22 protein-coding genes are annotated in these 23093 nt (G+C 72.9%); 12 read left to right on the forward strand and 10 right to left on the reverse strand.

Annotated features, from left to right (window positions below):
* Positions 1 to 20 precede the first annotated feature (20 nt).
* The 4 genes from AB0L65_RS44165 to AB0L65_RS44180 form a co-directional block, all read right to left on the reverse strand.
* Positions 21 to 836 carry a zf-HC2 domain-containing protein gene (locus AB0L65_RS44165; protein WP_364258934.1) on the reverse strand — a complete coding sequence of 272 codons (816 nt, stop codon included), beginning with the start codon at positions 834 to 836 and terminating at the stop codon, positions 21 to 23.
* Positions 833 to 1345, reverse strand: coding sequence for a sigma-70 family RNA polymerase sigma factor (locus AB0L65_RS44170; protein WP_350733182.1), 513 nt, complete (start codon positions 1343 to 1345; stop codon positions 833 to 835). The genes AB0L65_RS44165 and AB0L65_RS44170 overlap by 4 nt, the downstream gene beginning before the upstream one ends.
* A 109-nt stretch (positions 1346 to 1454) precedes the next feature.
* A complete protein-coding gene (locus AB0L65_RS44175; protein ID WP_364258937.1) occupies positions 1455 to 2120 on the reverse strand; it encodes a DUF2993 domain-containing protein in 666 nt (221 codons plus the stop codon).
* 72 nt (positions 2121 to 2192) lie between these two features.
* Entirely contained in the window at positions 2193 to 2444 is a 252-nt protein-coding gene (locus tag AB0L65_RS44180) for a MoaD/ThiS family protein (RefSeq protein WP_364258940.1), read from the reverse strand.
* Between the two features lie 176 nt (positions 2445 to 2620).
* On the opposite strand from AB0L65_RS44180, the gene AB0L65_RS44185 reads away from it, so the two are divergent.
* From AB0L65_RS44185 to AB0L65_RS44195, 3 genes are all read left to right on the forward strand, one after another.
* Positions 2621 to 3313, forward strand: coding sequence for a response regulator transcription factor (locus AB0L65_RS44185; RefSeq protein ID WP_185070386.1), 693 nt, complete (start codon positions 2621 to 2623; stop codon positions 3311 to 3313).
* Between the two features lie 99 nt (positions 3314 to 3412).
* Positions 3413 to 6874: a tetratricopeptide repeat protein gene (locus AB0L65_RS44190; RefSeq protein WP_364258943.1), complete on the forward strand. Its 3462-nt coding sequence runs from the start codon at positions 3413 to 3415 to the stop codon at positions 6872 to 6874.
* Positions 6875 to 6976: 102 nt separating this feature from the next.
* Positions 6977 to 7345, forward strand: a complete 369-nt coding sequence (locus AB0L65_RS44195) for a hypothetical protein (protein WP_357725317.1) — start codon at positions 6977 to 6979, stop codon at positions 7343 to 7345.
* A gap of 67 nt (positions 7346 to 7412) precedes the next feature.
* Here the strand turns inward: AB0L65_RS44195 and AB0L65_RS44200 are convergent, their stop codons facing one another.
* Positions 7413 to 8081 (reverse strand): hypothetical protein, encoded by a 669-nt coding sequence (locus AB0L65_RS44200; RefSeq protein ID WP_364258946.1) that lies wholly within the window; start codon positions 8079 to 8081, stop codon positions 7413 to 7415.
* 91 nt (positions 8082 to 8172) lie between these two features.
* On the opposite strand from AB0L65_RS44200, the gene AB0L65_RS44205 reads away from it, so the two are divergent.
* The 6 genes from AB0L65_RS44205 (at position 8173) to AB0L65_RS44230 (ending at position 15033) form a co-directional block, all read left to right on the forward strand.
* Positions 8173 to 8772: an alpha/beta family hydrolase gene (locus tag AB0L65_RS44205; RefSeq protein ID WP_364258949.1), complete on the forward strand. Its 600-nt coding sequence runs from the start codon at positions 8173 to 8175 to the stop codon at positions 8770 to 8772.
* A complete protein-coding gene (locus tag AB0L65_RS44210; protein WP_363962050.1) occupies positions 8769 to 9137 on the forward strand; it encodes a VOC family protein in 369 nt (122 codons plus the stop codon). Before AB0L65_RS44205 ends, AB0L65_RS44210 begins: the two co-directional genes overlap by 4 nt.
* 68 nt (positions 9138 to 9205) lie before the next feature.
* A complete protein-coding gene (locus AB0L65_RS44215) occupies positions 9206 to 9859 on the forward strand; it encodes an ATP-binding cassette domain-containing protein (protein ID WP_350733168.1) in 654 nt (217 codons plus the stop codon).
* Positions 9843 to 11063 carry a hypothetical protein gene (locus tag AB0L65_RS44220; protein WP_364258952.1) on the forward strand — a complete coding sequence of 407 codons (1221 nt, stop codon included), beginning with the start codon at positions 9843 to 9845 and terminating at the stop codon, positions 11061 to 11063. The genes AB0L65_RS44215 and AB0L65_RS44220 overlap by 17 nt, the downstream gene beginning before the upstream one ends.
* Entirely contained in the window at positions 11060 to 12757 is a 1698-nt protein-coding gene (locus AB0L65_RS44225) for an ABC transporter permease subunit (protein ID WP_364258955.1), read from the forward strand. Before AB0L65_RS44220 ends, AB0L65_RS44225 begins: the two co-directional genes overlap by 4 nt.
* Entirely contained in the window at positions 12754 to 15033 is a 2280-nt protein-coding gene (locus AB0L65_RS44230; protein ID WP_364258958.1) for a hypothetical protein, read from the forward strand. The genes AB0L65_RS44225 and AB0L65_RS44230 overlap by 4 nt, the downstream gene beginning before the upstream one ends.
* A 2-nt stretch (positions 15034 to 15035) precedes the next feature.
* On the opposite strand, the gene AB0L65_RS44235 is transcribed toward AB0L65_RS44230, so the two are convergent.
* From AB0L65_RS44235 to AB0L65_RS44245, 3 genes are all read right to left on the reverse strand, one after another.
* Positions 15036 to 15731: a zf-HC2 domain-containing protein gene (locus AB0L65_RS44235; RefSeq protein ID WP_364258961.1), complete on the reverse strand. Its 696-nt coding sequence runs from the start codon at positions 15729 to 15731 to the stop codon at positions 15036 to 15038.
* 150 nt (positions 15732 to 15881) lie between these two features.
* Positions 15882 to 16406, reverse strand: coding sequence for a sigma-70 family RNA polymerase sigma factor (locus tag AB0L65_RS44240; protein WP_350733159.1), 525 nt, complete (start codon positions 16404 to 16406; stop codon positions 15882 to 15884).
* 169 nt (positions 16407 to 16575) lie between these two features.
* Entirely contained in the window at positions 16576 to 16956 is a 381-nt protein-coding gene (locus AB0L65_RS44245; RefSeq protein ID WP_364258964.1) for a VOC family protein, read from the reverse strand.
* Positions 16957 to 17041: 85 nt separating this feature from the next.
* Between AB0L65_RS44245 and AB0L65_RS44250 the strand changes: the two genes are divergently transcribed.
* Positions 17042 to 17500, forward strand: a complete 459-nt coding sequence (locus tag AB0L65_RS44250; protein ID WP_364258966.1) for a MarR family transcriptional regulator — start codon at positions 17042 to 17044, stop codon at positions 17498 to 17500.
* A gap of 19 nt (positions 17501 to 17519) precedes the next feature.
* Here AB0L65_RS44250 and AB0L65_RS44255 read toward each other — a convergent pair whose 3' ends face one another.
* Positions 17520 to 17891 (reverse strand): hypothetical protein, encoded by a 372-nt coding sequence (locus AB0L65_RS44255; RefSeq protein ID WP_364258968.1) that lies wholly within the window; start codon positions 17889 to 17891, stop codon positions 17520 to 17522.
* Between the two features lie 432 nt (positions 17892 to 18323).
* On the opposite strand from AB0L65_RS44255, the gene AB0L65_RS44260 reads away from it, so the two are divergent.
* Positions 18324 to 19466: a histidine kinase gene (locus tag AB0L65_RS44260; protein WP_364258971.1), complete on the forward strand. Its 1143-nt coding sequence runs from the start codon at positions 18324 to 18326 to the stop codon at positions 19464 to 19466.
* Positions 19463 to 20122 (forward strand): response regulator transcription factor, encoded by a 660-nt coding sequence (locus AB0L65_RS44265; RefSeq protein ID WP_364258974.1) that lies wholly within the window; start codon positions 19463 to 19465, stop codon positions 20120 to 20122. The genes AB0L65_RS44260 and AB0L65_RS44265 overlap by 4 nt, the downstream gene beginning before the upstream one ends.
* A gap of 4 nt (positions 20123 to 20126) precedes the next feature.
* On the opposite strand, the gene AB0L65_RS44270 is transcribed toward AB0L65_RS44265, so the two are convergent.
* Positions 20127 to 23003 carry an AAA family ATPase gene (locus AB0L65_RS44270; protein ID WP_364258977.1) on the reverse strand — a complete coding sequence of 959 codons (2877 nt, stop codon included), beginning with the start codon at positions 23001 to 23003 and terminating at the stop codon, positions 20127 to 20129.
* Positions 23004 to 23093 lie beyond the last annotated feature (90 nt).

Raw genomic sequence — 23093 nt, forward strand, 5'->3', positions numbered from 1 at the left:
GCAACCACGCGCACCCGCGTTTACTTCCGCACCGGGATCCTGATCAGCACCTTCTCCTTCCGGTCGACCACGTAGAACGCGGTGATCTCGGACATGGGCAGCGTCGTCGACCGCTTGAAGACGGCCTTGTCCTGGTACGCCTCGCGGCTGATCGTCCAGCTCTCCGTCAGCTCGTGCCGATCGCCGGCCACGACGAGGAGGCTGCAGGTCGTGTCGACGGGCACGCCCCGAACGCTCACGTCCAGCTCCGTGCCGCTGCCGCCGGGCCAGACCGACACGGTGGCGGAGTACTTCTCGGCCCTGTTCACGCCGGAGAACTTCAGGCCCTCGGCCATCTTGAACGGCGAGGCGGACGGCGCCGCCTTGCTGGGCCGTTTGGCCTGCGGCGTCGGCTCGGCCAGCCGGCTCAGCGGCGCCTGGTCGGACTCCGAGGCCGAGTCCCGCATCGTCTGCGGCTCCTCGGTGGACATGGGAGCCGCCACCCCGGAGGCCACCTCCTGCTTGGTGCCGCTGTTGACGACCGACACGATCGTGCCGCCGACCCCCAGCAACGCGACGGAGGCGGCCGCCACCAGCAGCAGCCGGCCGCGCCTGTTGCGCTTCGCGCTGGCGTTCAGCAGCCGGTCGAGCACCTGCCGCGGCGGGCTTGCCACCAGCTCCACGTCTCGTTCGGACACCTTGCCAAGAAACGAGGCCACGCCTTCGAGGTCGAGCAGCTCGCGGCCGCACTCCTCGCAGGTCGCCAGGTGGTTGTCGATCTCCAGCGCCTCGTCGGGGTCGAGCGCGCCCAGCGCGTGCGCGCCCAGGGCGAGCCTTACCTCCTCGCACGTCATCATGGCGCCAACCCCCGCTCCTCGAGGGCCAGTTTGAGCGCCCGCAACGCGTAGTAGGTGCGGGATTTGACCGTGCCCGGCGGTATGCCCAGCGTCGCCGACGCCTCCTTCACCGATCGCCCCCGATAGTAGACCTCCAGCAGCACCTCACGGTGCTCCTGCCTGAGCACGGCCAGCGCCTCGGCCACCGCCCACGACTCGACGGCGCGCTCCAGGTCGTCGTCCGCCGGCATGACGGCCAGCGCCTCGTCCCCGGTCTCCTGCGGTCTGGCCTTCTTGGCCCGATGCTGGTCGACAACAAGGTTCCGGGCCACCGTGAACAGCCACGCGCGCACCGGCCGGCCCGAGAGGGCGTCGGGATGTCGCCAGGCCCGCAACAGGGTCTCCTGCACGACATCCTCCGCCCGCCCGGAATCACCGGTCAGCCGCAGGACGTAGCCGTAGAGTGGCCCGGCATGCTCGTCGAAGAGGGTTCTCACGAGTTCCTCATCCGCGGTGCCGGCTGCGCTCACAGGCCCGCCTTCGTCGGGCCCGTGAGCGCTGCGCTGCTGTGCCGATTGGCTCGCTCGCTGCGCTCTCTCACGTACCTCATCACGTACGTCGGGCCGGACCGGTTCAGACTCATCCACGGATCGGCACGTCAGACGCTTCGGCGGAGATCTCCAATCCTTCGGCCACGCTCTTGACCCCGGTCACCTTCACGTCGAAGGGCAGCTTCCCCTTGAACTTGATCGTGTAGGAGACGAGCGACGCGAGCTGGTCGGGCACGCCCTCGATCTTCTCGGCCTGGATCTTGATGCCGCCGTCGACCAGCTCGACCCGCATCTCGGCGTTGAACTTCACCTTGTTCACCCCGACCGTCACCTCGCCCGACGCCGTGAGCCGCTCACCGTTGCCGCCGATCTTGACGCCGCTGGGGGCGTACTTGTCGATCGTCGCCCTGGTCAGGGTGCCGGTGATGGCCACGCGCCCGGCCTGGATGTTGGCTCTGTTCTGCAGGACGTCCGCCAGGGGAGCCGTCACGTCGTAGGCGACACCCCGGAGGTTCTTGATCGGCACGGCCATCGTGGTGAACGTGCCGAGATTGAACCGTACCTCCGGATAGTGCCCCGAGATGGCCTGCGTGAGAAAAGGGATGCCCTCAATTGTCACGGTCGGCTTGTCGGACAGGTCGGTCGCGGCCGCGATCCGGTTGGCGAGATCGCGCTCCACGCCCGCCACGGCGACCCGGTCGACGGCGACAAGGAGAATGACCAGCACGATCAGGAAAATGATCAGCTTCCGCATGGGGCTCCCTGTCTGTGGCGGGGGTCAAGAGCCTATCGACTGGCCTCACTCATTCCCCCATGGAAGGCCCCATCACCCGCCGGCGAACGGCGGCAGCACCTCCACGGTCGCCCCGTCGGCGAGAACGACCTCGTCATGAGGCCGTTTGCCGACCGGAGAGCCGTCCACGAGGAACGAGCAACGCCTCACCACGGGTGCCAGATCTCCATGGTTCTGTGTGATTTTCGTCATGAGTTCACCAAGAGTGACCGCGTCGAACGGCTCCTCCGCCACTCCGGCCGCCTCCTTCGCCGCAGCCCAATAACGTACCTTTCCCATGGCCATGGGCACCTCACAATCCCTTTCCGGTCTATTGTGCGTCGCCCTTAACAAGGTTGTTTCGAGAGACGCGCTGTTCACCTGCTGGACGCGCAATGGACGCGACTTACTCGTGGGATATCCTCACCTACGGGACCTGGGCGATGAAGCCCCCGGGTCCTTGCGTGTTTGAGGAGGCCGTAATGAGCAACCTGCTCCTGCTGACCAACGCCCTCGAGCCGTCCGCCGAGGTGCTTCCGGCGCTGGGCCTGCTGCTCCACTCGGTCCGGGTCTCACCAGCGGAGGCGTCCGCCCTGATCGACACACCTCCCGCCGACGCGGTCCTCGTCGACGCGCGGAAGGAGCTCGTGCAGGCCAAGAGCCTGTGCCGGCTGATCCGCACGACCGGCATCGACTGCCCGCTGCTGGTGATCGTCACCGAGGGCGGGCTGGCCGCGATGACGGCCGAGTGGGGGGTGGACGACGTGCTGCTCGACAGCGCGGGCCCGGCAGAGGTGGAAGCGCGCCTGCGCATGGCCACGGGCCGCATCTCGCAGGCCGCGACGGAGGAGGTGCCCGACGAGATCCGCAGCGGCGACCTGTCGATCGACGAGGCCACCTACACCGCGCGGCTGCGCGGCCGGGTGCTCGACCTCACGTTCAAGGAGTTCGAGCTGCTGAAATACCTCGCCCAGCACCCGGGCCGGGTCTTCACCCGCGCCCAGCTGCTGCAGGAGGTCTGGGGTTACGACTACTTCGGCGGCACCAGGACGGTCGACGTCCACGTGCGGCGCCTGCGCGCCAAGCTCGGCACCGAGTACGAATCCCTCATCGGAACGGTCCGCAACGTCGGCTACCGCTTCGTCCCCGACCGGCAGGACACCGCCGCCGTCTGATCGTTGACAGAGGCACCCACCGATATGACACATTGTCGTTGAGGTTGTTTCGCGTCTGTCATACGAGGACACCGCCGTCCCCAGATTGGTGGTGTCGGGGTGGGTCTGTTCCGGTCGTTGGTGGACGAGGGCGCCAGGCCCCGCGTCTTCCGGCGTAACGAGACCATTTGCTCGCCGTTGCGGCCCGCCCACCGGATTTACCTCATCGACCACGGCTACGCCCGCGAATACACCCCCGCGGGCGAGCGCGAGGCCATCCACGACCTGCGCGGCGCCGGCGACCTCGTCGGCGAGCTGGCCTTCTGGAACCCCGCCGAGCGCGCCAAGGTGGACGCGCTGACCGAGGTGCGGGCCTGGCCCATCGACATGCGCCGGCTGCGCGAGCACGCCGCCGCCGGCCCGGCCGTGGCCACGGCGCTGGTGCAGGAGCTGTTCGCCAGGAACGTGGCCGCCCGCAGGCACGAGTCGCTGGCCCGCGCCCCCGTCGCCGCCCGGCTGGCGGTGTGGCTGCTGCACCTGGACGAGCGTTACGCGCTGGCCGCGGAGTCCGCGCCGCCGCTGTCCATGGAGACGCTGGCCGACCTCGTGGGCAGCTCCCCCGACGTGGTGCAGCGCCAGCTCACGCAGTGGGTCCAGCGGGGCTGGCTGGTACGGCCCGGCTACCGGCGGCTGCGCATCGCGGACCCGTCCGCGCTGCGCGATGTGGCGGGCGGCTGGGAGCACCTGTCGGAGCCGTGGCAGGGACGGGTGACGCCGTTCCTGACCAGGCCGGGGGCGCTCGCGGAGCCGCTGCCTCTCGGCGAGGTGCCGAAGCCGCGCCAGCTCCCCGCCGACGTGTCCGACTTCACCGGGCGCCAGCAGAGCCTGGACCTGCTCACCGCCTGGCTGGAGCGGCCCAGGCGGACGAACACCATGATCGTGCAGGGCCTGCCGGGCGTGGGCAAGACCGCGCTGGTGACGCACTGGGGGCACCTGCACGCCGGCCGGTTCCCCGACGGCCAGATCGTGATCGACCTGCGCGGGCAGTCGCCGAGCCAGCCGCCGATGACCCCGGCCGAGGCGCTCGGGCAGATCCTGCGCTCGCTCGGGGTCGGCGAGCACATGCCCGCCGACGACGAGGCCGAGCTGACGCTCCTCTACCGCAGCAGGATCGCCGGGCGCAGGCTGCTGCTCATCCTCGACAACGCCGCCGACCCGGCGCAGGTGCGGGCGCTGCTGCCGGGCGGCAAGGACTGCGTGGTGCTGGTGACCAGCCGCACGCGGATGGCGCCGCTGCGGGCCACCGGGCACGCCGACCTCATGGACCTGCCGGTGCTCGACCCGGGCAACGCGGTGGCGCTGCTGGTGGCCGTGCTCGGGGAGCACTCCCCGCGGGCCGCCGACCGGGACGCGCTGGCCGAGCTGGCCAGGGTGTGCTCGTACCACCCGTTCGCGCTGCGGATCTCGGCGGCCAAGCTGGCCGAGAGCCCCGGGCTGAGCGTGCAGGAGCGGGTCCAGGAGCTGCGCAGGCCGGGCACGCTCCTGGTGGGCGATCCGGAGGAGGCGTTCAGGTCGGCGCTCGACCTGGCGTACGAGTCGCTGAGCCCGGGGCAGCGGCGCGCGTTCCGGCACGTGGGGCTGCTGCCGGGCCGGGACTTCACGCCCGAGGTGCTGGCCGCCGCGCTCGGTGCCCCGGTCAGCGAGGCCGTGGTGGCGGTGGAGGGGCTGCACCGGGCGTATCTCGTCGAGCCGCTGGCCGGGCCGCGCTACCGGGTGCACGACCTGGTCAAGCGGCTGGCCAGGGAGCTGGGCCGGCACGCCGAGGCAGGCGTGCGGGAGGCCAGGGCGCGGCTGCTCGACCACTACCTGGCGGTGGCGACCGACCCCGTGACGGCGCCCGAGTGGTTCGAGGCCGAGCGGCGCTCGCTGGTCTCGGCCGTGCGGCTGGCCGAGGAGAGCGGCGCCCAGGGGATGGCCTGGCGGCTGGCCGAGGCCGTGTTCGAGCCGTTCAGGAAGCTGCGGTACAACGAGATCAACCTGGAGATCCAGCAGGCCGGGCTGACCTCGGCGATGCAGGTGAGCAACCGGCGGGCGATCGCGCGCATGCGCAGCAACCTGGGCTCGATCCACCGGGACATCGGGCCCTCGACGCTCGCGGCCAGGTTCATCGGGGAGGCGCTGGAGGAGTTCGCCTCGCTCGGCGACGCCGAGGGGCGGGCCCGCGCGCTCAACGACCTGGCCGAGGTGCACGGCATCGCGGGCCACAACGAGGAGGCCCTGCGGTGCGCGGACGAGGCGCTCGACCTCTACCGCGAGATCGGCGACCTGGCCGGGGTGGCGAGCTGCCTGCACACGCTCTCGCGGCTGCACCTGTCCCAGGAGCGCTACGAACTGGCGTTGCAGCACGCGGGCCAGGCCCTGGAGGTACGCGAGGAGCTCGGCGACCGCAGGGGCACGGCGCAGAGCCTGATCATCCTGGCCACGGTGCAGCGGGACCTGGGCGAGCCGAACGCGGCGCTGTCCGAGGGCCTGGAGGCGCTGTCGATCTGCCACGAGCTGGGCGACGAGCACGCCGAGGCCGAGACGCTGCTCTGCCTGGCCGAGATCTACGACCTGCTGCGGCTGCCGCACGACGCGCAGCGGGACGCCGAGCGGGCCCTGGCCGGGTACACGGCGACGGGCGACCAGCACGGCTGCGGGCGCGCCCTGTGCGCGCTCGGCCGGATCGCGCGCAACGGCTCCCGGTACGACGAGGCCCTCGCCTACTACGAGCAGGCGCTGGCCGTGCAGGTGGAGCTCCACCACGAGCAGGGCAAGGCGGAGACGCTCGGGGACATCGGGCTGGTGCACTGGCGGCTGTCCGACTACCTGCGGGCCGACGACTACCTCAACCAGGCGCTGACGATCAGCCGGGTGATCCGCGACGAGCCGGTGGAGGCCCGCATGCTCAACCGGCTCGCCAGGGTGCGGCGGCGGCAGGGGCTGCCGCACGTGGCGTTCGTGTACGCGCTCGAAGCCCTGGACATCGTGCAGGGCCTGGGCAACCGGCGGGCCGAGGCGGACGTGCAGGAGACGCTGGCGAACACGTACCTGTCGCTGGGGCAGCACCAGCCCGCGCTGCGGGCGGCCAAGTCGTCGCTGGCGATCAGGGAGGAGCTGCGGGACAACCGGGCCAGCGCGCTGCTGTCGATGGCGCAGGCGCTGCACACGGCGGGCGAGCCGCAGGAGGCGCTGAAGCTCGCGTGGGAGACGGTCGAGCTGCAGAACGAGACCGGCACGAAGGACCGGTGGGCGGCGGCGCTCACGACGCTGGCCATGGTGCTGCTGGACCTCGGTCTGGCCGGGGAGGCGCTGGTCCACGCGCGCCAGGCCAGGGACGTCCATCTGGAGTGCGGGACCAGGCGGGACCTGGGGTGCGCGCTGCGGGCGCTGGGGCTGATCTCGGCCAGGCTGGGGAACCGGGGCCCGGCCGGCGGCTATCTGCGGGAGGCGCTGCGGCTGCTGGAGGAGGTGGGGGACGTCTTCGAGGTACGCCGGGTGTCGGAGGATCTCCGCGAGCTGGGGACCAGCCCCACGTCCTGAAATATCGCTAAAAGTCGTGAAATCTCGGATGTGAGGTCGCAGATCTTCTCCGGAAATTTCCGTTAGCTGGTGCTACCAGCTACTCCAACGGGGGTGATCCGGATGCTCAAGAACCATCTGCGTCGAGACCTTCAGTGGCTCAAACGCCAGGCGCGCAAGGACCGGCGGATCACTGTTGTCCTGCTCACCGGCGTGCTGGCCGCCTGGGTCCGCCAGCTCCCGCCGTCGGACCTCCTGGGCGGCTCCCCGATCCTGCTGGCCCTCTCCCTGGGGCTGCTCGGCGGGTCGGGGGCGGCCTGGCTGATGTCGGCGTACTTCGTCACCAGGACCCTCAAGGCGCGCAGGGAGCCCGCGGAGGAGCTCCGGTGGATCTCCAGGATCAGCCGGGGCAAGGAGTGGGCCTTCTGCTCGCTGAGCGCCTACGTGGCCTGGCACCTGCTGCAGTTCGTCACCGCGGTGGTGCTGGGCTGACTGGACGACGGCGGGGCGCCACCCTCGGAATGGGGCGGGGTGGCGCCCCGCCGTCATGCTCGGGCCGTCACGCCCGGCCCAGCCGGGCCTCTTCCAGCGCCTTGACGTGGATGCTCGTGTCCGCGAGCACGAACTGCACGATCTCCGCCGTGTCCAGCTCGGCCAGGCCGAGGTCGACGTCGGCGTGGGCGTCGCACCAGTCGACGATCGGGCGGGGGCTGGCGAGCGGGCCGGCGAAGTGGACGAGGCTGACGTACCAGCGGTCGCGTACGCGTCCGTGCTCCAGGTCCCGCACCCCGCGCGAGGCCATCGCGGCCGCGAACCGCTCCCACAGCCTGACCAGCGTGTCGTCCTCCGGATGGCCGCAGACCAGGACGCCGCCGGGATGCGGGCTCACGCCCGCCAGCCGCACCCGCGCGGCCGGGACCCCCTTCGCCGCCTCGGCCAGGGCATCCCGGTAGACCGCGCGGAGCGGGTCGCCGGCCGGGATCCGGTCGCGGTAGGGCTCCAGAGACCTGAGCGTGACGTGCAGGGTCCGCCTGCCGTGCACCCAGTGCCCCGGCGCCTCGATGGTCCCGGCCAGCGCCGCCAGCCGGTCCAGCGCCTCGCCCGAGGGGCGGAGCACGGCCGCCGCTCCCCACCGCCTCGCGCCCTCCACCATGGGACTGTCGTGGGTCGCCCGGCCCGCCAGCAGAGCCGCCCGCCCCTCGATCCGGAAGTCGGCGAAATCGGACATCCGTGCAGTATGCCTGATCACGCCATACCGGCGCGGATAGACCAGGGCTTGTACGGGCAGTGGCAGGTGGACGGGGAGGGAGGTGGGGCACGTGCCCGGCGATCTGGTCGTTCCCGACACCGCTCATGGAGTGGTGGTGTTCGCGCACGGCAGCGGCAGCAGCCGGCTCAGCCCGCGCAACCGCTACGTGGCCGGGGCGCTCAACAAGGCGGGGCTGGGCACCCTGCTGTTCGACCTGCTCACGCCCCAGGAGGAGGCCGACAGGGCGAACGTCTTCGACATCGCCCTCCTGGCCGAGCGGCTGCTGGAACGTACGCGACGGCTGCGCGAGCAGGAGGACGCGGCGGGGCTGCCCATCGGCTACTTCGGGGCCAGCACCGGCGCGGCGGCGGCGCTGTGGGCGGCGGCCGAGCCGGACAACGCGGTCTCCGCGATCGTCTCGCGCGGCGGGCGGCCCGACCTGGCGGGGCCTCGGCTCGCGGCGGTGCGCGCGCCCACGCTGCTCATCGTGGGCGGCCGGGATCCGATCGTGGTGAAGCTGAACGAGGAGGCCCAGCAGCGTCTGAGCGCCGAGAGCCGCATCACCGTCGTGCCCGGCGCCACCCACCTGTTCGAGGAGCCCGGCGCGCTGGAGACCGTGGCCGAGCACGCCAGAAACTGGTTCACGACCCATTTCAGGAGTCCCGCATGAGGTTCAGGTGGTCGACCGTCTGTCTGGAAGCGCTCGACGGGCCGGCGCTGGCCGCCTTCTACCGCGAGCTGCTCGACTGGCGGGTCAAGGACGAGGAGCCCGACTGGGTGCTGCTCGCCGCGCCGGAAGGCGGCCCCGGGCTGGCCTTCCAGAGCGACCCCGGCTTCGTCCGCCCGGCCTGGCCCGCGCCGCCCGGCGGGCAGCAGATGATGATGCACCTGGACATCGAGGTCGACGATCTCGAGGCGAGCAGCGCCCGCGCCGTCGAACTGGGTGCGACCGTGGCCGATTTCCAGCCACAGGACGACGTACGCGTGCATTTCGACCCGGCAGGGCACCCGTTCTGCCTCTGGGTGAGCGGGTAGCGCCGGATCGACACGTTGCGGAAGCGGTCAATTACGTTGCCGTGATCCACTGTTTGTGAAAACGTCGAATGGTGGTCGAGGTCGCGCCGGTTCTTGAGCTGTCCGGCCTCGCCTGGCAGGCGCACGGCACGCGCCGCGCCCTCGCGCCCGATCCCCTGACCGTCGGCCCCGGGCGCACCGCCGTGGTGGTGGCCGCCGACTGCGCCGAGGCCGACGCGTTCACCGACGTCCTGATCGGCCTGGAGATGCCCGACGACGGCCAGATCCGCATCCACGGCCAGGAGATCACCATGCGGCTGCCCGCCGAGCGCGAGATCGGGCTGGTCCCGGCCGGGGCGGGCCTGCTGCCGCACCTGACCGTCGAGCAGAACCTCGCGCTGACCGCCCGCGACGACCAGGCGTCCCCGCCCATCCGCGGCATGGTCGCGTACATGGCCAAGAAGACCGACATCCAGGGCTTCCTGCGGTCGCGGCCGCACGAGCTGGCCCACGACGAGCGGCTGCACGTGGCGCTGGCGCGGGCCCTGTGCCGGCGGACGGCGGTCAAGGTGATGGTGGTCGAGGACCGCACGGGCTGCGGGCCCTGCCACGCGGCCGTGAGCGCGGCGCTGGGCACCGACCCCAGCCTGGCCGTGCTGGTCGTCACCGACGACCGGACCAGGGTGGCCAGCCTCGCCTCCCCCTCGCGCTTCTGGGAGATCGCCGATGCCCCTGACCCGTAGAGCGTTGCTGGCCGCGTTGCCGGCGGCGGCCCTGGCCGGCTGCGCCCGCGAGCGGCCGCTGCAGGTGGCGGTGGTGTGGAGCGGTGACGAGCTGCGGCGCTTCCTCGGCGTGGTCAAGGAGTACGGGCGCCCGGTCCACGTCTTCTCGGCGGGCGACAACATCGCCGCCGTGCTGCGCGGGCCCGCGGAGGAGGTCGTCCCCGACGTGGCGGTGATCCCGAGGCTGGGCCTGCTCTTCGATCCGATGATCCGGCCGCGCATCCGGCCGTGGACGGGAGACCACCGGCAGCAGGAGTTCTGGCGCGGGCTCGTGACGCCGCCCGGGAGCCACGAGGAGCTGGGCGCCTGGTTCAAGCTCGCGCACAAGTCGCTCGTCTGGCACCGGGCCGGGGAGTACACGCCGCCCGCCGACCTGACCTCCTGGCAGCCCACCCCGGGCAGCCTGGCGATCGGGGCGGCCGACGGGTGGGTGCTCAGCGACTGGTTCGAGAACGTGCTGCTCGCCTTCGCCCCCGAGGTCTACGGCGGCCTCTTCCCGCCCGGCCTGCCGGGCAACCCCGACTGGTGGAGCGCGCCGCAGGTCGCGGACGCGCTGGAGCTGCTCGGCACGATCTGGCGCGGCGCGTTCACCCCCGAGCAGGCCCGGCGGGCGCTCACCATGCAGTTCCACGACTCGATCTTCGACGTCTTCGCCTACCGGACCGCGGGCGTGGTGGCCGCGCCGGACTTCGCCCTGCCGGTCATCGAGCACTACGGCGGCAAGGGCGTCGCGGCGCACTTCCGCTTCCCCGCCTACGGGAGCAACCTGCCCCCGCTGGTCGTCGGCGGCGACGTGGCGGTGGCGATGCGGGCCGGGCCGGCGCACGCGATCGACTTCGTCAACTGGCTGACCAGGCCGCGGGCGAGCGGCGAGCGCGACGCGCTGACCGGCTGGATCGCCGACGGCGGCTTCCTGACGCCGTTCACGCCGCCCTCCCACCAGCTCCTGCGCGGCCCCGCCCAGGAGCTGAACGCCGCCGTGAACGCCCACTACGACCTGTCCGACCGGCTCATCGGCGGCCTGGAGGGCGGCGACGGGCGCGGGCTGTGGCGGGTGCTCACCGAGCTGTTCACCGACGTCGCCGTCAACGCGGTCGATCCCGCCACGGCCGCCGGCGCGGCCCGCGACAAGCTGGTCGCGGGCAGCAAGGAGGGGGCCCTGTGAGCCGGCGGAACGCCTTCCTGTTCGAGGCCGCCTCGCACCACGACGCCAGGATCCCGCTGGTCGGGCACGGGATCGGCCGCCTGCGCGCCTCGCTCTACCTCCTCCTGGCGGTCCTGCTGTCGGCGGGCGTCATCCTGGTGCCGCTCTGCGCGACGGTCGTGCTCAGCCTCTCCGCCGGGCCCGGCGCGTACGACGTGCTGCTCGACGGCCGGGTGCTCCAGTCGCTCGGCAACTCGTTCATGTGGCTGGTGCTGGCCGTGGTCGTGTGCGCCGTCGGGCTCGGCCTGGCCTGGCTGGCCAGGAACGCGGGCCCGGTGCTCGGCGGCGTGCTCCGCTTCCTGCTGGTGCTGCCGGCCGCGGTGTCCCCGCTCACCACGGGCGCGATCTTCCGGCTGATGTTCGACACCAACCCGCGCCGCGGCCTGGTCAACGCCCTGTTCGGCACGGAGGTGGCCTTCCTCGGCCCCGTGTGGATCTGGCTGGTGTTCGGGCTGGCGCTGGTCTGGCAGTGGGCCGGGGTCGCGTTCCTGGTCTTCCACGAGGCGCTGGCCCGGCTGCCCACCAACCTGCTGCGGATGGCCAGGGCGTTCGGCGTCGGGCGGCGGCGCAGGCTCTGGTCCGTCGTGGTTCCTGCGCTCGCCGGGCCGGCGGCGCTGGCGTACCTGTTCGCGCTGGCGGCGGCGGCCCGCGTGTTCGACGTCGTGCTGATGGGCGCGCCCGGGTCGATGCAGGCCGAGATCGAGGGCGGCGGGCTGTTCTGGTGGCGGCACCACGGCGACCTGGGCGACACCCGGGCCTCCGCGCTCTCCGTGGGGCTGTCGGTCCTCGTGGCCGTGATGGCGGTGCCCGCCCTGTTCGGGCTGCGCGGGCGGGTGACCTGGGCCGAGCCGGTGGTCCCGCCGCAGCCCAGGAAGGGCTGGCGGATCTGGCTGCTGTGCGCGGCCGTGTCGGTGCTCTGGGTGCTGCCGTTCCTGGTGCTCGTGCTGACCTCGCTGCGCGACCCGGTCGCCGCGGCGCTGTCCGGGTGGTGGGGCGGCGGTCCCTGGACGCTGGGCTCGTACACGGAGGCGCTGGCCGACGGCGGGTTCGCGGGCGCGCTCGGGACCACGTTCCTGCGGGCCGTCGTGGTGGTGTGCCTGGTGCTGCTGGCCGCCGTGCCGGCCGCGTACGTGCTGGCGCACGAGCACCTGCTGCCGCGCCGGGCCTGGCGGCCGGTGCTGCTGGTCGCGGTGGCCCTGGCCGTGCTGCCGCCGCAGGCGTTCGCGGTGCCGCTGCAGCGCTGGCTCAGCCCGGTCGTCGGCACCGCTCCGGCACTGGCCATCGTGCACGCGGCGCTGGTGATCCCGCTGGCGGTGCTGGTGCTGTACAACGCGTTCGTCCACGTGCCGGCTCCCATGCTGGCGCGGGACCGCTGGGAGCTGTTCCACGTCGTACGCGAGGCGCGCCCGGCCCTGGTGCTGGCCGCGGTCCTGGCCTTCGTCCTGGTCTGGAACGACACGGTCGTCGGGCTGCTGCTCAACTGGCCGTCGGGCGACCACCTGCCGCTGATCCTGCTGGAGCAGGCCCGCCACTTCATGAGCGCCGCCGGGCCGCTGGCGGCGCAGTCGGTGATCGCGACCGCGGTGCCCGTGCTGCTGGTGGTCGTCACCGGGCGCTGGCTGTACCGGGGGCTGACGCGAGGAGTGCGCCGATGACGGATATCTCGCGAAAGGACCGGCTGCGCTTCCGCCTGTCCCAGCTCTCCCGGCAGGCCGGGGCGCACCTGCCCGAGCTGGGGCTCGGCGGGCTGCTGACCGCGGGCGGCACGGTCCTGCTGCTGCAGGAGAAGCTGATCGAGCGGGTGACGGAGTGGCTGCCCGTCTGGCTGCTCGTCATCCTGATCGTCTCCCTGCCGGTCGTGGCCGGCTGGCTCACCCATTTCGTACGCAGCCGCCGCAAGGCCCCACCCCCGACGATCTTCCAACGCCTGCCCTTCCCCGACAGGATCGACGGGCTCGTCGGCAGGGACGCCGAGGTCCAGCAGGTCAAGGAGCGCGCGAAGGAGCGCGGGATCGTCGTCGTGCAGGGCGCGATGGGCATGGGCACGTCCTCGGTGGCGACCCTGGCCACGTGGGACCTGACCGCGGACGCCCGCAAGCAGCGCTACGCCGACCTGCGCGGCCCCGATCGGGACCACGCGGAGACGCCGCTGAGCGTGGCCCAGCGGGTCCTGCGCACCCTCGACCGGCCGCCCGGCGCGATCCAGGAGCCGGAGGACGCCACCGCGCAGGTGATCGACGCGCTCACCGGCACGGACCGGGTGCTCCTGCTGGACAACGTCAGCACCTGGAGCCAGATCGCCTGGCTCCCGCCCCGGGTGCCGGGCGCGCACATCGTGGTGGCGGGCACGTTCACCGACGAGCTGCCGCAGCACATCGAGCCGATCCAGCTGGGCCCGCTCGCGCCCGGGGCCGGGCAGTCGCTGCTGGCCCGCCACATCGGCGACGAGCGCGTCACCCGCGACCCGAAGGCGCTCGGGCTGCTGGTGGACGCCTGCCTGGGCAGCCCGCTGGAGATCGTCAGGATCGGCCGCTGGCTGGCCCGCAACCCCGGCGTCGCGCTCCAGTCCCTGGTCGACGACCTGCGGAACCTGTCCGTCGTCAAGACCCTCGACTTCGTGCTCAACCTCAGCATCAGGCAGCTCAGGCCGACGGCCAAGCAGCTGTTCGTCCTGCTGGCGAGCCTGCCGATCGCCGAGGTGGACCACCGGGCGGCCGCCGCGCTGCTCGGGGTGCCCTCCGCCGCCGACGCGATCGGGGAGCTGGCCGACCTGGGCCTGGTGGAGAACGTACGGATGACGCGCGTCAGGGTGACCGGCGCGTTCCCCAGCGGCACGCCAGGACCGCCTCCTTCGCCGAAGGACGCCGCGGCCTGGCGCCGGCTGGTCGAGCACTTCGCCGACGAGGCCGACTCGTTCGCCGCCCTGTTGCCCGGCGAGGAGGCCCGCGCCTGGTTCGCGATCGAGGACAGGGTGCTGCTGGAGGTGCTGGCGCACGGGAGCCCCGCGCCCAAGACGGCCCGGGCGCTGGCGCGCATCGCGGACGGGCTGGAGACCTGGTTCCGGCTCGAACAGCGGCACGAGGACCGGCTGCGGGCCGCGGAGGCGCTGGCCGAGGCGGCCAGGGCGCTGCGCGACGAGCACGTGCAGGCCACGGCCGAGCTGCGGCAGTGCGCGATCCTGCTCACCTGGGGCGACCCGACCACGGCCCGCCAGCACTTCAACCGGGCGGCCAGGCTGCGGGTCAGGGTGGAGTCGTGGCCCGCCGAGCTGCACCTGGAGCACGCGGCCATCCTCCTGGCCGCCGGCGACGAGTTCACCGCCGTCGAGTCGGCGCTCGTACGGTACGGCCAGGCACTGTCCGGCGGCGACCTCGCCGGGCACTCGCTCCGGCTGATCAACGTGGCCGCGCTGCTCCTGCGCAAGGGGCAGACGCTCGACGGCGACGGGCGCGACCCCGAGGCGCGCCGCCTGTACGCCGACGCCCGCGCCGTGCTGTTCGAGTCGCTCGACCTGGCCACGCGGGCCGACGACGACGGCGCGGCGGCGCACGCCCAGGAGCTGCTCGCGCTCGCGCACCACTACCTGGGGCTGCGCTTCGACGCGAGGTCCAACCTGAAGGAGGCCGAGCGGCTCTACGCGGAGACCGCCGACGAGATCGGGCGGGCCCGCTGCCTCGTGCAGCGGGCCGGGGTGCTGCTGGAGGAGCCCGATCACCGTCCCGAGGAGGTCGTCGCGCTGCTGGCGGAGGCCGAGCCGCGGCTGCCCCCGACGGGGGTGAGCACGGCGCTGGCCCACCTCCACCTGGCCCGGCTGCGGGCCGGGAGCGCCGCCGAGCACCGCGACGCGGGGCTGGCGGCGCTCTCCCCCTGGGACGGGATCGCGGAGCCGCGGCAGGTCCGCGAGCTGCGCACGAGCCTGTCGGAGCTGTGAGCTCACACCGGGATCGTGGCCAGGCTCCTGCCGTCGAAGGTCTCGACCGTGAAGTGGTTCAGCTCGGACTCCGGGAGGCTGGTGCCGCCGTGCAGCAGCAGGGGGTCGGGGGCTCCGGGCACGCCGTACCCCTTGTCGGGCACGCCCCAGCTCGCCACCACCTCGGAGCGGCCGTCGTTGCCCACCGCCAGGAGGCGGCACTGCAGCGGGCCCTTGACGCCCTTGAGCTCCAGCGCGACGTGGCTGCCCCAGCCCTTGTCCTCCAGCCCGACGAGAGCGGACACGCCGGTGCTCTTGTCGGTGGCGGAGTAGGTGTGGCCGGTCATGAGGAGCGCGCGGGCCGGGCTGTGGATGCTGTCGGGGTTGGGGCCGCTGGTGACCGAGCTGACGGCGAGGAAGACGCCGGCCGCGACGAGCACGCAGGCGGCGGCGGACATGAACGTGCGGTGCAGGCTCCGGCGGCGGCGTTCGGTGGCGGCGCGGCGCACCAGGAGCGATTCGACCTCGGGGTCGGGCGGGCTGGGCAGGAGGTCGTCCGGGTGGACGGTCTTGATCAGCTCCCCCATCGCGGCGAACGCCCCGGCCTCCTCCGCGCAGCTCGGGCAGCCCCTCAGGTGGCGCTCGAAATCGGCCTTCTCCTCCCCGCGGAGCAGGCCGAGCGCGTACGCGGCCACGTCTTCGTGACGCACCTCGGTCATGAGAGCGTCACCCCTCTTGCTGCGTGACGCACCTCCAACATGAGCGCGTCACCCCCCTTTTCGCGGTGGCTTCCGTAGTGACGCGCCTCCCTCGTCATGGCAACGTCACCCCCCTTTCGGTGTGGCTCTCATCGTGACGCGCCTCCCACGTCATGGCAGCGTCACCCCCCTTTCCTCCAGCGCCACGCGTAACGCGCGCATGGCGTAGTACACGCGGGACTTCACGGTGCCCACGGGCACCCCGATGATCTCCGCCGCCTCCTGGACCGTGCGGTCCAGGAGGAACGTCTCCGTGAGCACCTGCCGATGGGCCGGTGAGAGCGACATCATCGCGTCGGTCACGACGATCTCGCGTAACAGCTGCTCGTCCTCCGCGGCCACCGAGTTGAGGCGTTCCGGGACGTCCTCGACGGTGTCGAGGGGGCGCGAGCCGGAGCGGCGCCGGTTGTCGATGACCACGCGGCGGGCGACGGTCGCCAGCCAGGGCATCAGGGAGCCGGAGTCGGTACGCAGGTCGGGGAGGTTGCGCCAGGCGCGTACCAGGGTCTCCTGCACGACGTCCTCGGCCCAGCGCCGATCGCCACCCGTCAGCCGGACGGCGAAGGCCATCAGGGGGGCGCCGTATTCGCGGTACAGGGCTCGGACCATGGCCTCGTCGGTCACGCGGTGATTCACCCGCGACTCCTCGCGCTGCGGATACCAGGGAATATCCCGCCGATATTGGAATCATCACTCTAGCCACGGAGGGGGCCAGATGCTGGCAGTTTGCCCTTCTCACCGCTTCGCTGGATTTACCGGCTAAATCATGCTTTGCCCACCTGCGGCGACCCCGCAGACCGACGGCTTAATGATCTTCCGGCTCGGCGGTGAACAGCTCGTAGCTGTGGCCGTTGGGGTCGCGCACGTACACGCCGCGGCCGCCCGCCAGATGGTTGATCTCGCGGTCCCAGCCGTTCATCGGGCCGGAGCCGTAGTCGATCGCCGGGTCCCTCTCGAGCCGCTCCATGAGCGCGTCGAAGGTGCCGTCGTCGACCAGGAAGGCGTAGTGGCCGGGCTGGGGCGCGCGGCGGTCGTCGAAGTCGAGCGTGAGGTCGTCGTTGACGCTGACGGGCGCGAACGGCCCGGCGGGCGGGCCGACCCGCAGCCCCAGCAGGCCGGCGAAGAACGCCGCCGCCGCCTCGCGGTCGACGGCGGGGACGATCAGGTGGTTCATGACGATGGCCATGACGGCATCCCTTTCGGAGGAGATGTATGTGAAACGCACATAATCATACGTGCGTATCGCATGCAACCTGTCGTAGGGTGAGGGCATGAGCGAGGAGGCCGACGGCGGACCGGCGCTGTTCCACCTGGTGCGCTTCTGGTCCCGCCGGTGGGCCGGGCGGGCGTCGGAAGAGCTGACCGGGGAGCAGCGTCACGTGCAGCACATCCTGGTGGTGGAGGCCGTGCACACGAACGCGCGCGCCGGCGGAGAGGCGCCCGAGCCGCCCACGGTCGGCACCGTGGCGCACCAGCTCGGCCTCGATCATTCGGGCGCCAGCCGCATGGTCAGGGACGCCGTCGAGGCGGGTTACCTCGCCCGCGACACCTCCGAGCGCGACCGGCGCCGCGCCTCCCTGCGGCTCACGGACAGCGGGCACGCGCTGCTGGCCGGGGCCAGGCAGTGGCAGCGCCGGGCCTTCGAGGAGCTGACCGCCTCCTGGGACGAGCGCGACCGGCGGCAGTTCGCGACCTACCTGAGCCGGCTGGCCGACGACCTCGGCGCCTGATCCCCGGCCTCCGGCGGTCTCAGGCCCCGCCCGTCTCCGTCAGCCGGTCGAGCCTGAGGCCGAGGTCGATCATCTCGCAGCGCAGCGAGTCGATCTTCCCGAGCAGGTCCGAATGAATGGCCTTGTAGTTCTCGGTCATCTGCACGCGAACCCCGGCGACCTCCACGATCAGAGCCTCGAAGTCCTGGCTCACCTCGGTGCGGATGTCCGCCATCTCGGCCCTCAGCTCGGCCACGCCGATCGACACCTGCGCGACGAGGGCCGGCAGCTCGGACCGGTAGGGGCCGGCCTGGGCGGGGATGATGTCGTCGTGCCGGGCGGTGGAGCGCAGGGCCGCTTCGAGAGCTTCCACCCGGAGCTTCAGGTCGAGGATCTCCGCCTCTACGTTCACGCACACCTACCTTCGCTGCGGTCGGAAGGGATCCCGGCCCAGGTGGCCGGGGCCCTTGCTATGTGTGAGCACATGATGGCAAGCCGTTCATGATCAGGAGTGATCGATCGTCGAAGCGGGTACGGATTTTTCTCCGCCGGCAGGCGTGCTGTCCTCCCGGGACGTGCAGATTCGACCCCGGGCCGGATGACCTCGCCGGTTTGCGGGTGTCACGTCCGCAATGGTGACGGCCATCGCATGCACGCTCCCGCGAAAGAGCCACGCTTCACGTTTCGCGGAGAGCCGACGATGGCCGCAGGGACAGTCTGCTGTGTGGCCGACCGCCGGTGAAGTCCCATCGCGATCGGTGACTCCTACTTGTTGGGCGCGGAGCCGCATGACCGTACTTTCGGCCGGTGCGGCGGGCGGGCGGCGGCTCCTAGCCTGGGCGGTGTGCGGGTGCTGGAGTGGCGGGCCGGGATCGCGGCCGACGTGGTGATCGGCGCGGTGTCCGCGGCGGTGCTCGCCTTCTACGGCTACCGGATCGGCGCGAGCTGGGGTGGCGCGTACTGGGTGTCCGGTTGCGCCGCCGGGGCGGCGGTCTGCGCGCTCGCGCTCGTCCGCCGGCGGAGCCGGTTGTGGACGGCGATCGCGGGGCTGGGCGTCGCGTCGGCCGCCATCGTGGTCGCCCGGGTCGCCCACCTGCCCACCGAGCCCGGCCCCGGCGTGACCTTCGGGTTGTCCGTGCTCGTCGGGTCCGCCGTCCGGGTGCTTCCGCCCCGTCCGGCCTGCGCCGTCGCCGGTGGCGGGCTCGTGGTGGTGGCGGGGGCCTTCGCCGCCGGCTCCCAGGCGGCCGTGGGGACGATGAGCGCCGTGGGCTGGGCGGGCGCCGTCGTGGCCGGGCTGTGGCCGCGGCTGCTGGCCAACCGCCGCCGGGCCGTCGAGGAGCGCGTACGCCGTGGCGAGCGCATGGAGCTGGCCAGGGAACTGCACGACGTCGTCGCCCACCACGTCACGTGCGTCGTGCTCCAGGCGCAGACCGCGCGGCTGCTCGCGCACAAGCAGCCGGAGCGGCTGGCGACCTCGCTGGCGGACATCGAGACGGCCGGCTCCGACGCCCTGGCCGCCACCCGCCGCGTCGTCGGCCTGCTCCGCGACCCGGCCCGGGGCCTGCCCTCCCTCGACGGCCTGGACGAGCTGGTCAGGCGCTTCGGCGGCCACGGACCCGCCGTACGGCTGCGGCTCCCCGAGGGGGAGGACACCTCGCTCTGGCCGCCCGAGGTGGCCACCACCGTCTACCGGATCGTGCAGGAGTCGCTGACCAACGTCTCCCGCCACGCCCCGCGGGCCCGCTCGGTCACCGTCACCGTCGCGCGAGCCCGGAACTCGGTCACCGTCGAGGTCGCGGACGACGCCCCTCCCGCCCCGGCCCGGCGGCTCCGACGCTCCGGATCTGGCGGATCCGGCGGATACGGCCTGGTCGGGATGCGCGAACGCGTCGAGGCCCTCGGCGGGACGCTGCGCGCGGGCCCGCGCCCCGGCGCCGGCTGGTCCGTGGTCGCCGACCTCCCCGTCCCGGCGCGGGAGCACCCATGAGCGCCGCGGACATCACCGTCATGCTGGCCGACGACCAGGCGATGATCCGTGACTGCCTGCGCCTCATCCTGGAGGACCAGCCCGGCATCAGGGTCGTCGCCGAGGCCGCCGACGGCGCCGAGGCGGTCGCCCTGGCCCGCCGCCTGCGCCCCGACGTGTGCCTCGTGGACATCCAGATGCCCGGCCTCGACGGCATCGAGGTCACGCGGGCCCTCGCGGGGCCGGAGGTCGCCGACCCGCTGCGGGTGGTCGTCGTCACCACCTTCGACCTCGACGAGTACGTCCACGGCGCCCTGCGCGGCGGGGCGACCGGCTTCGTGCTGAAGGACGTCGGCCCCGACCTGCTCGTCGAGGCGGTCCGGGCCGCGAACGCCGGTGACGCCCTGATCTCCCCCTCGCTCACCCTCCGGCTGCTGCGCCACCTCACGGCCACCGCCGCCCCGGTCACCCGCGCGCCCGCCCAGCCGCTGTCGGATCGCGAGCTCGAGGTCGTCCGGGCGGTCGCCAGGGGCCGTACCAACCAGGAGATCGCCGCCGAGCTCTTCATCTCGCTGAGCACCGTCAAAGGCCACGTGTCCGGCATCATGACCAAGCTCGGCCTGCGCAACCGGGTCGAGATCGTCGCCTGGGCCTGGGAGCGCCGCCTGGTCGAGTGAGCCCCTACGGATCGGCGAGACCGCCTTGGGCCCGCAGCTCTCTGCGCGACGGGAGGCCCAGCTTGCGCAGGGCGCTGGAGATGTGGCTCTCCACCGTCCGCCTCGACAGGAACAGCTCGGTGGCGATCTCCTGGTTCGTCTTCCCCTCCGCCGCCAGCAGCGCCACCTCCCGTTCCCGCGACGACAGCGTCTGCCCGTGGGACGGCCGTCCGCCCCGCCACGGATAAGGGATCGGCACGCCGTTCTGGCGCATGATCCGGCTGATCCGGGCAAGGTCCCGGTCGGCCCCCATCGCCGCGTACAGGCGCAGCGCCGCTTCGAGCAGGGACCCGCCGTCGCCCGTGCCGCGTTCGCAGCGCCATCGGCCCAGGCGCTCGGCCGCCTGGGCCTCCTCGTAGCGCAGCCCGGCCTCCTGGAGGGTGGTACGCGCCGCGTCAAGCAGTTCGTCGGCCTCCGGCGGGTCCTGGGAGACGACGGCGCGGGCGGTCAGGAGCGCCGCCCGCGCGATCGGGGCGTCGGCGCCTTCGAGGCCGGCGCCCAGCTCGTCCACGAGCTCCACGGTCCCGGCCGTCCTGCCGAGCGCGTCCACCAGGCACAGGACGGTCTCCGCGCCCCACACCCAGTTCCCCTTGGCCCGTACGAGGGAGAGCGCGGCGGTGGCGTGCGCGGCGGCGCCGGCGACGTCGTCCAGGGTCAGCAGGAGGCGGGAGAGCGTCATCTTGGCGGGGATGAGCGGCCAGACGGCGCCGGCCCGTTCGGCGATGGCGATCACCTCGCCCAGGCACGCCACGGCCTCCTCGGCCGGACCCGTCGCCGCCAGCAGCGCGCCGAGCAGCAGCCCCGCCTCCATCGACGCGGCCGGGAAAGTGGCCGTCCCCGCGCCCGGGGAGACGGTCCAGCCGGGCGCGCCGCCCAGGCGGCGGACCCGGGCCTCCAGGCCGTCCCAGCGCCCCGCCGCCCGGTCGACCGCGGCCGCCACCAGCTCCACGACCTCCGCGACCCGCAGGTACTCGGCCTGGTCGGCCACCCGGCGCCCCTCCGCCAGCAGGGCCTCGGCGCGCTCCAGGCATCCGATGTGCAGCGCGCCCTGGGCCCAGTTGAGGCAGGCGCGGGCGTGTTCCCGGGGCACGCCACGGAGCCGGTCGTCGCGCAGCAGGTCGTCGATGAGCCGCCCGCTCCCCGGGTGCCCCTGCTCCAACAGCAGGGACGCCCGCGCGATGCGTACCGCGATGTCCACGTCGGGGTCGCCGCTGCGGCGGGCGGCCTCCTCGGCCTCGTCGCACCTCGCGGTGTGCTCGCTCACGTGCCGGTCCACGACGGTCTCGGGCGCGGCGAGCACGGCCAGCGCCCGCCCCAGCAGCGCGGGCCGGTCGCCGAGGTCGCCGACCGCGCGTTCGATCTGCAGGTGGCCGGCCCGCGCCTCCCCCTGCTGGCGCAGCAGCCGGCCGAGCGCGAAGCGCAGCTCGCCGCGCAGATGGGCGGGCAGTGGCTCGGTGGCGAGGAGGCGTTCGAGCATGGGTACGGCCTCCGCGTGGGCCAGGCCGTCCACCGCCACCCGGCCCAGCTTGACGGCCAGCCGCACCCGCGTCTCCCGGGACAACGAGCCGACCTCCAGCGCCTGGAGCAGGAAGCGGGCCGCTGTGGCGTCGTTCCCGTGGGACAGGGCGGTGCCGGCGGCGGCCTCCCCGTTCGACACGAACTCCTCGGTACGCCCCGCGAGCCGGAAATGGTGGGCCAGCCGGGCCACCGGCCTGGGACCTGGCCCGGTCTCCAGGGCCTGCGCGGTCCTGAGATGCAGCCACCGCCGCTCCGGCGCGGTCACGGACTCGTACACGATCTGCCGCGCCAGCGCGTGCCTGAACCGGGACCGCCCGTCCTCCTCGTGCAGCAGCCCCACGGCCTGCGCCGACGCGAGGGCCTTGGCGATCTCCAGGGGGCCGCGGCCCGTGACCTCCGCGAGCGTCCGGTCGTCGGGCGTCGTACCGATGACCGCGGCGGCCCCGAGGATCTCCCGCGCGGCGCCGTCGAGGGAGGACAGGCGCTGCAGCACGACGTCGCGCAGCACCGTCGGGACAGCCAGGGCGGACAGGACGTCGGGGCGGCCGGGGATCTCATCGGCGGGCAGGCGCTCCAGCAGCGTGCGGAGCACCTCCTCCACGACGAACGGGATGCCCCCGGTCTTCTCGTAGAGCAGGGCCGCGAACGTGCCGGGGAGCTCGGCCTTGAGGATGCTCCGCGCGAGCTCCTCCACCTCGGGCGGGCTCAGCGGGGTCAGGCTGACCACCCGCGCCGGCCCGGACGGCGCGCGGGCGAGGGCCTCACGGATCGGCAGCGCCCCCGACCCGGTGCGGACGGTGAGGATCACCGAGACGTCGTTCGGCTGGTGGGCGGCGAGGAAGGCCAGGAAGTCGTGCGTGCCGCCGTCTGCCCAGTGCACGTCCTCCAGGACGAGCACCAGCGGGCTCAGGTGGTCGAGCAGGGCCACGGCCGCCCGGAACACCCGGTGCCGCTCGGCCCGCTGGTCCGGTAACGGGGGCAGCGGCGGCGGCAGGCGCTCGGCGAGCTCGGGAAGGAGTGGCACGAGCGCTCCCACCACCGGGCTGACCGGCCGGGACGCGGTGAGGTCGGCCGCCAGGCGGAAGGCGTCGAGCAGCGGGGACAGCGGCAGGGGCTCCTGGAGCTGCTCGCACTGCCCCACGAGCCGGCGCGCCCCGGACGCGGACAGCAACTCCCCCACCAGGCGGCTCTTCCCGATGCCCGCCTCCCCCTCGACGAGCGCGAGCGAGGGCGGGGCGGCGATGACGGTACGGAGGAGGGCCAGCTCGGAGCGGCGCCCGATGAGCACATCGGAGAGGGAACCCGAGGGGGCGACGCGGGGCATGCGGCCACCCCCTACCTGCCCTAATGGCGATATATCAGAGGAAAACAGGCTACCTGATCTCCCTCTTGCGATAGGTGCCGCCCAAAAATC

This window comes from Nonomuraea sp. NPDC052116, from assembly GCF_040680035.1.
In the GTDB taxonomy this organism is placed as follows: Bacteria; Actinomycetota; Actinomycetes; order Streptosporangiales; family Streptosporangiaceae; genus Nonomuraea; species Nonomuraea angiospora_A.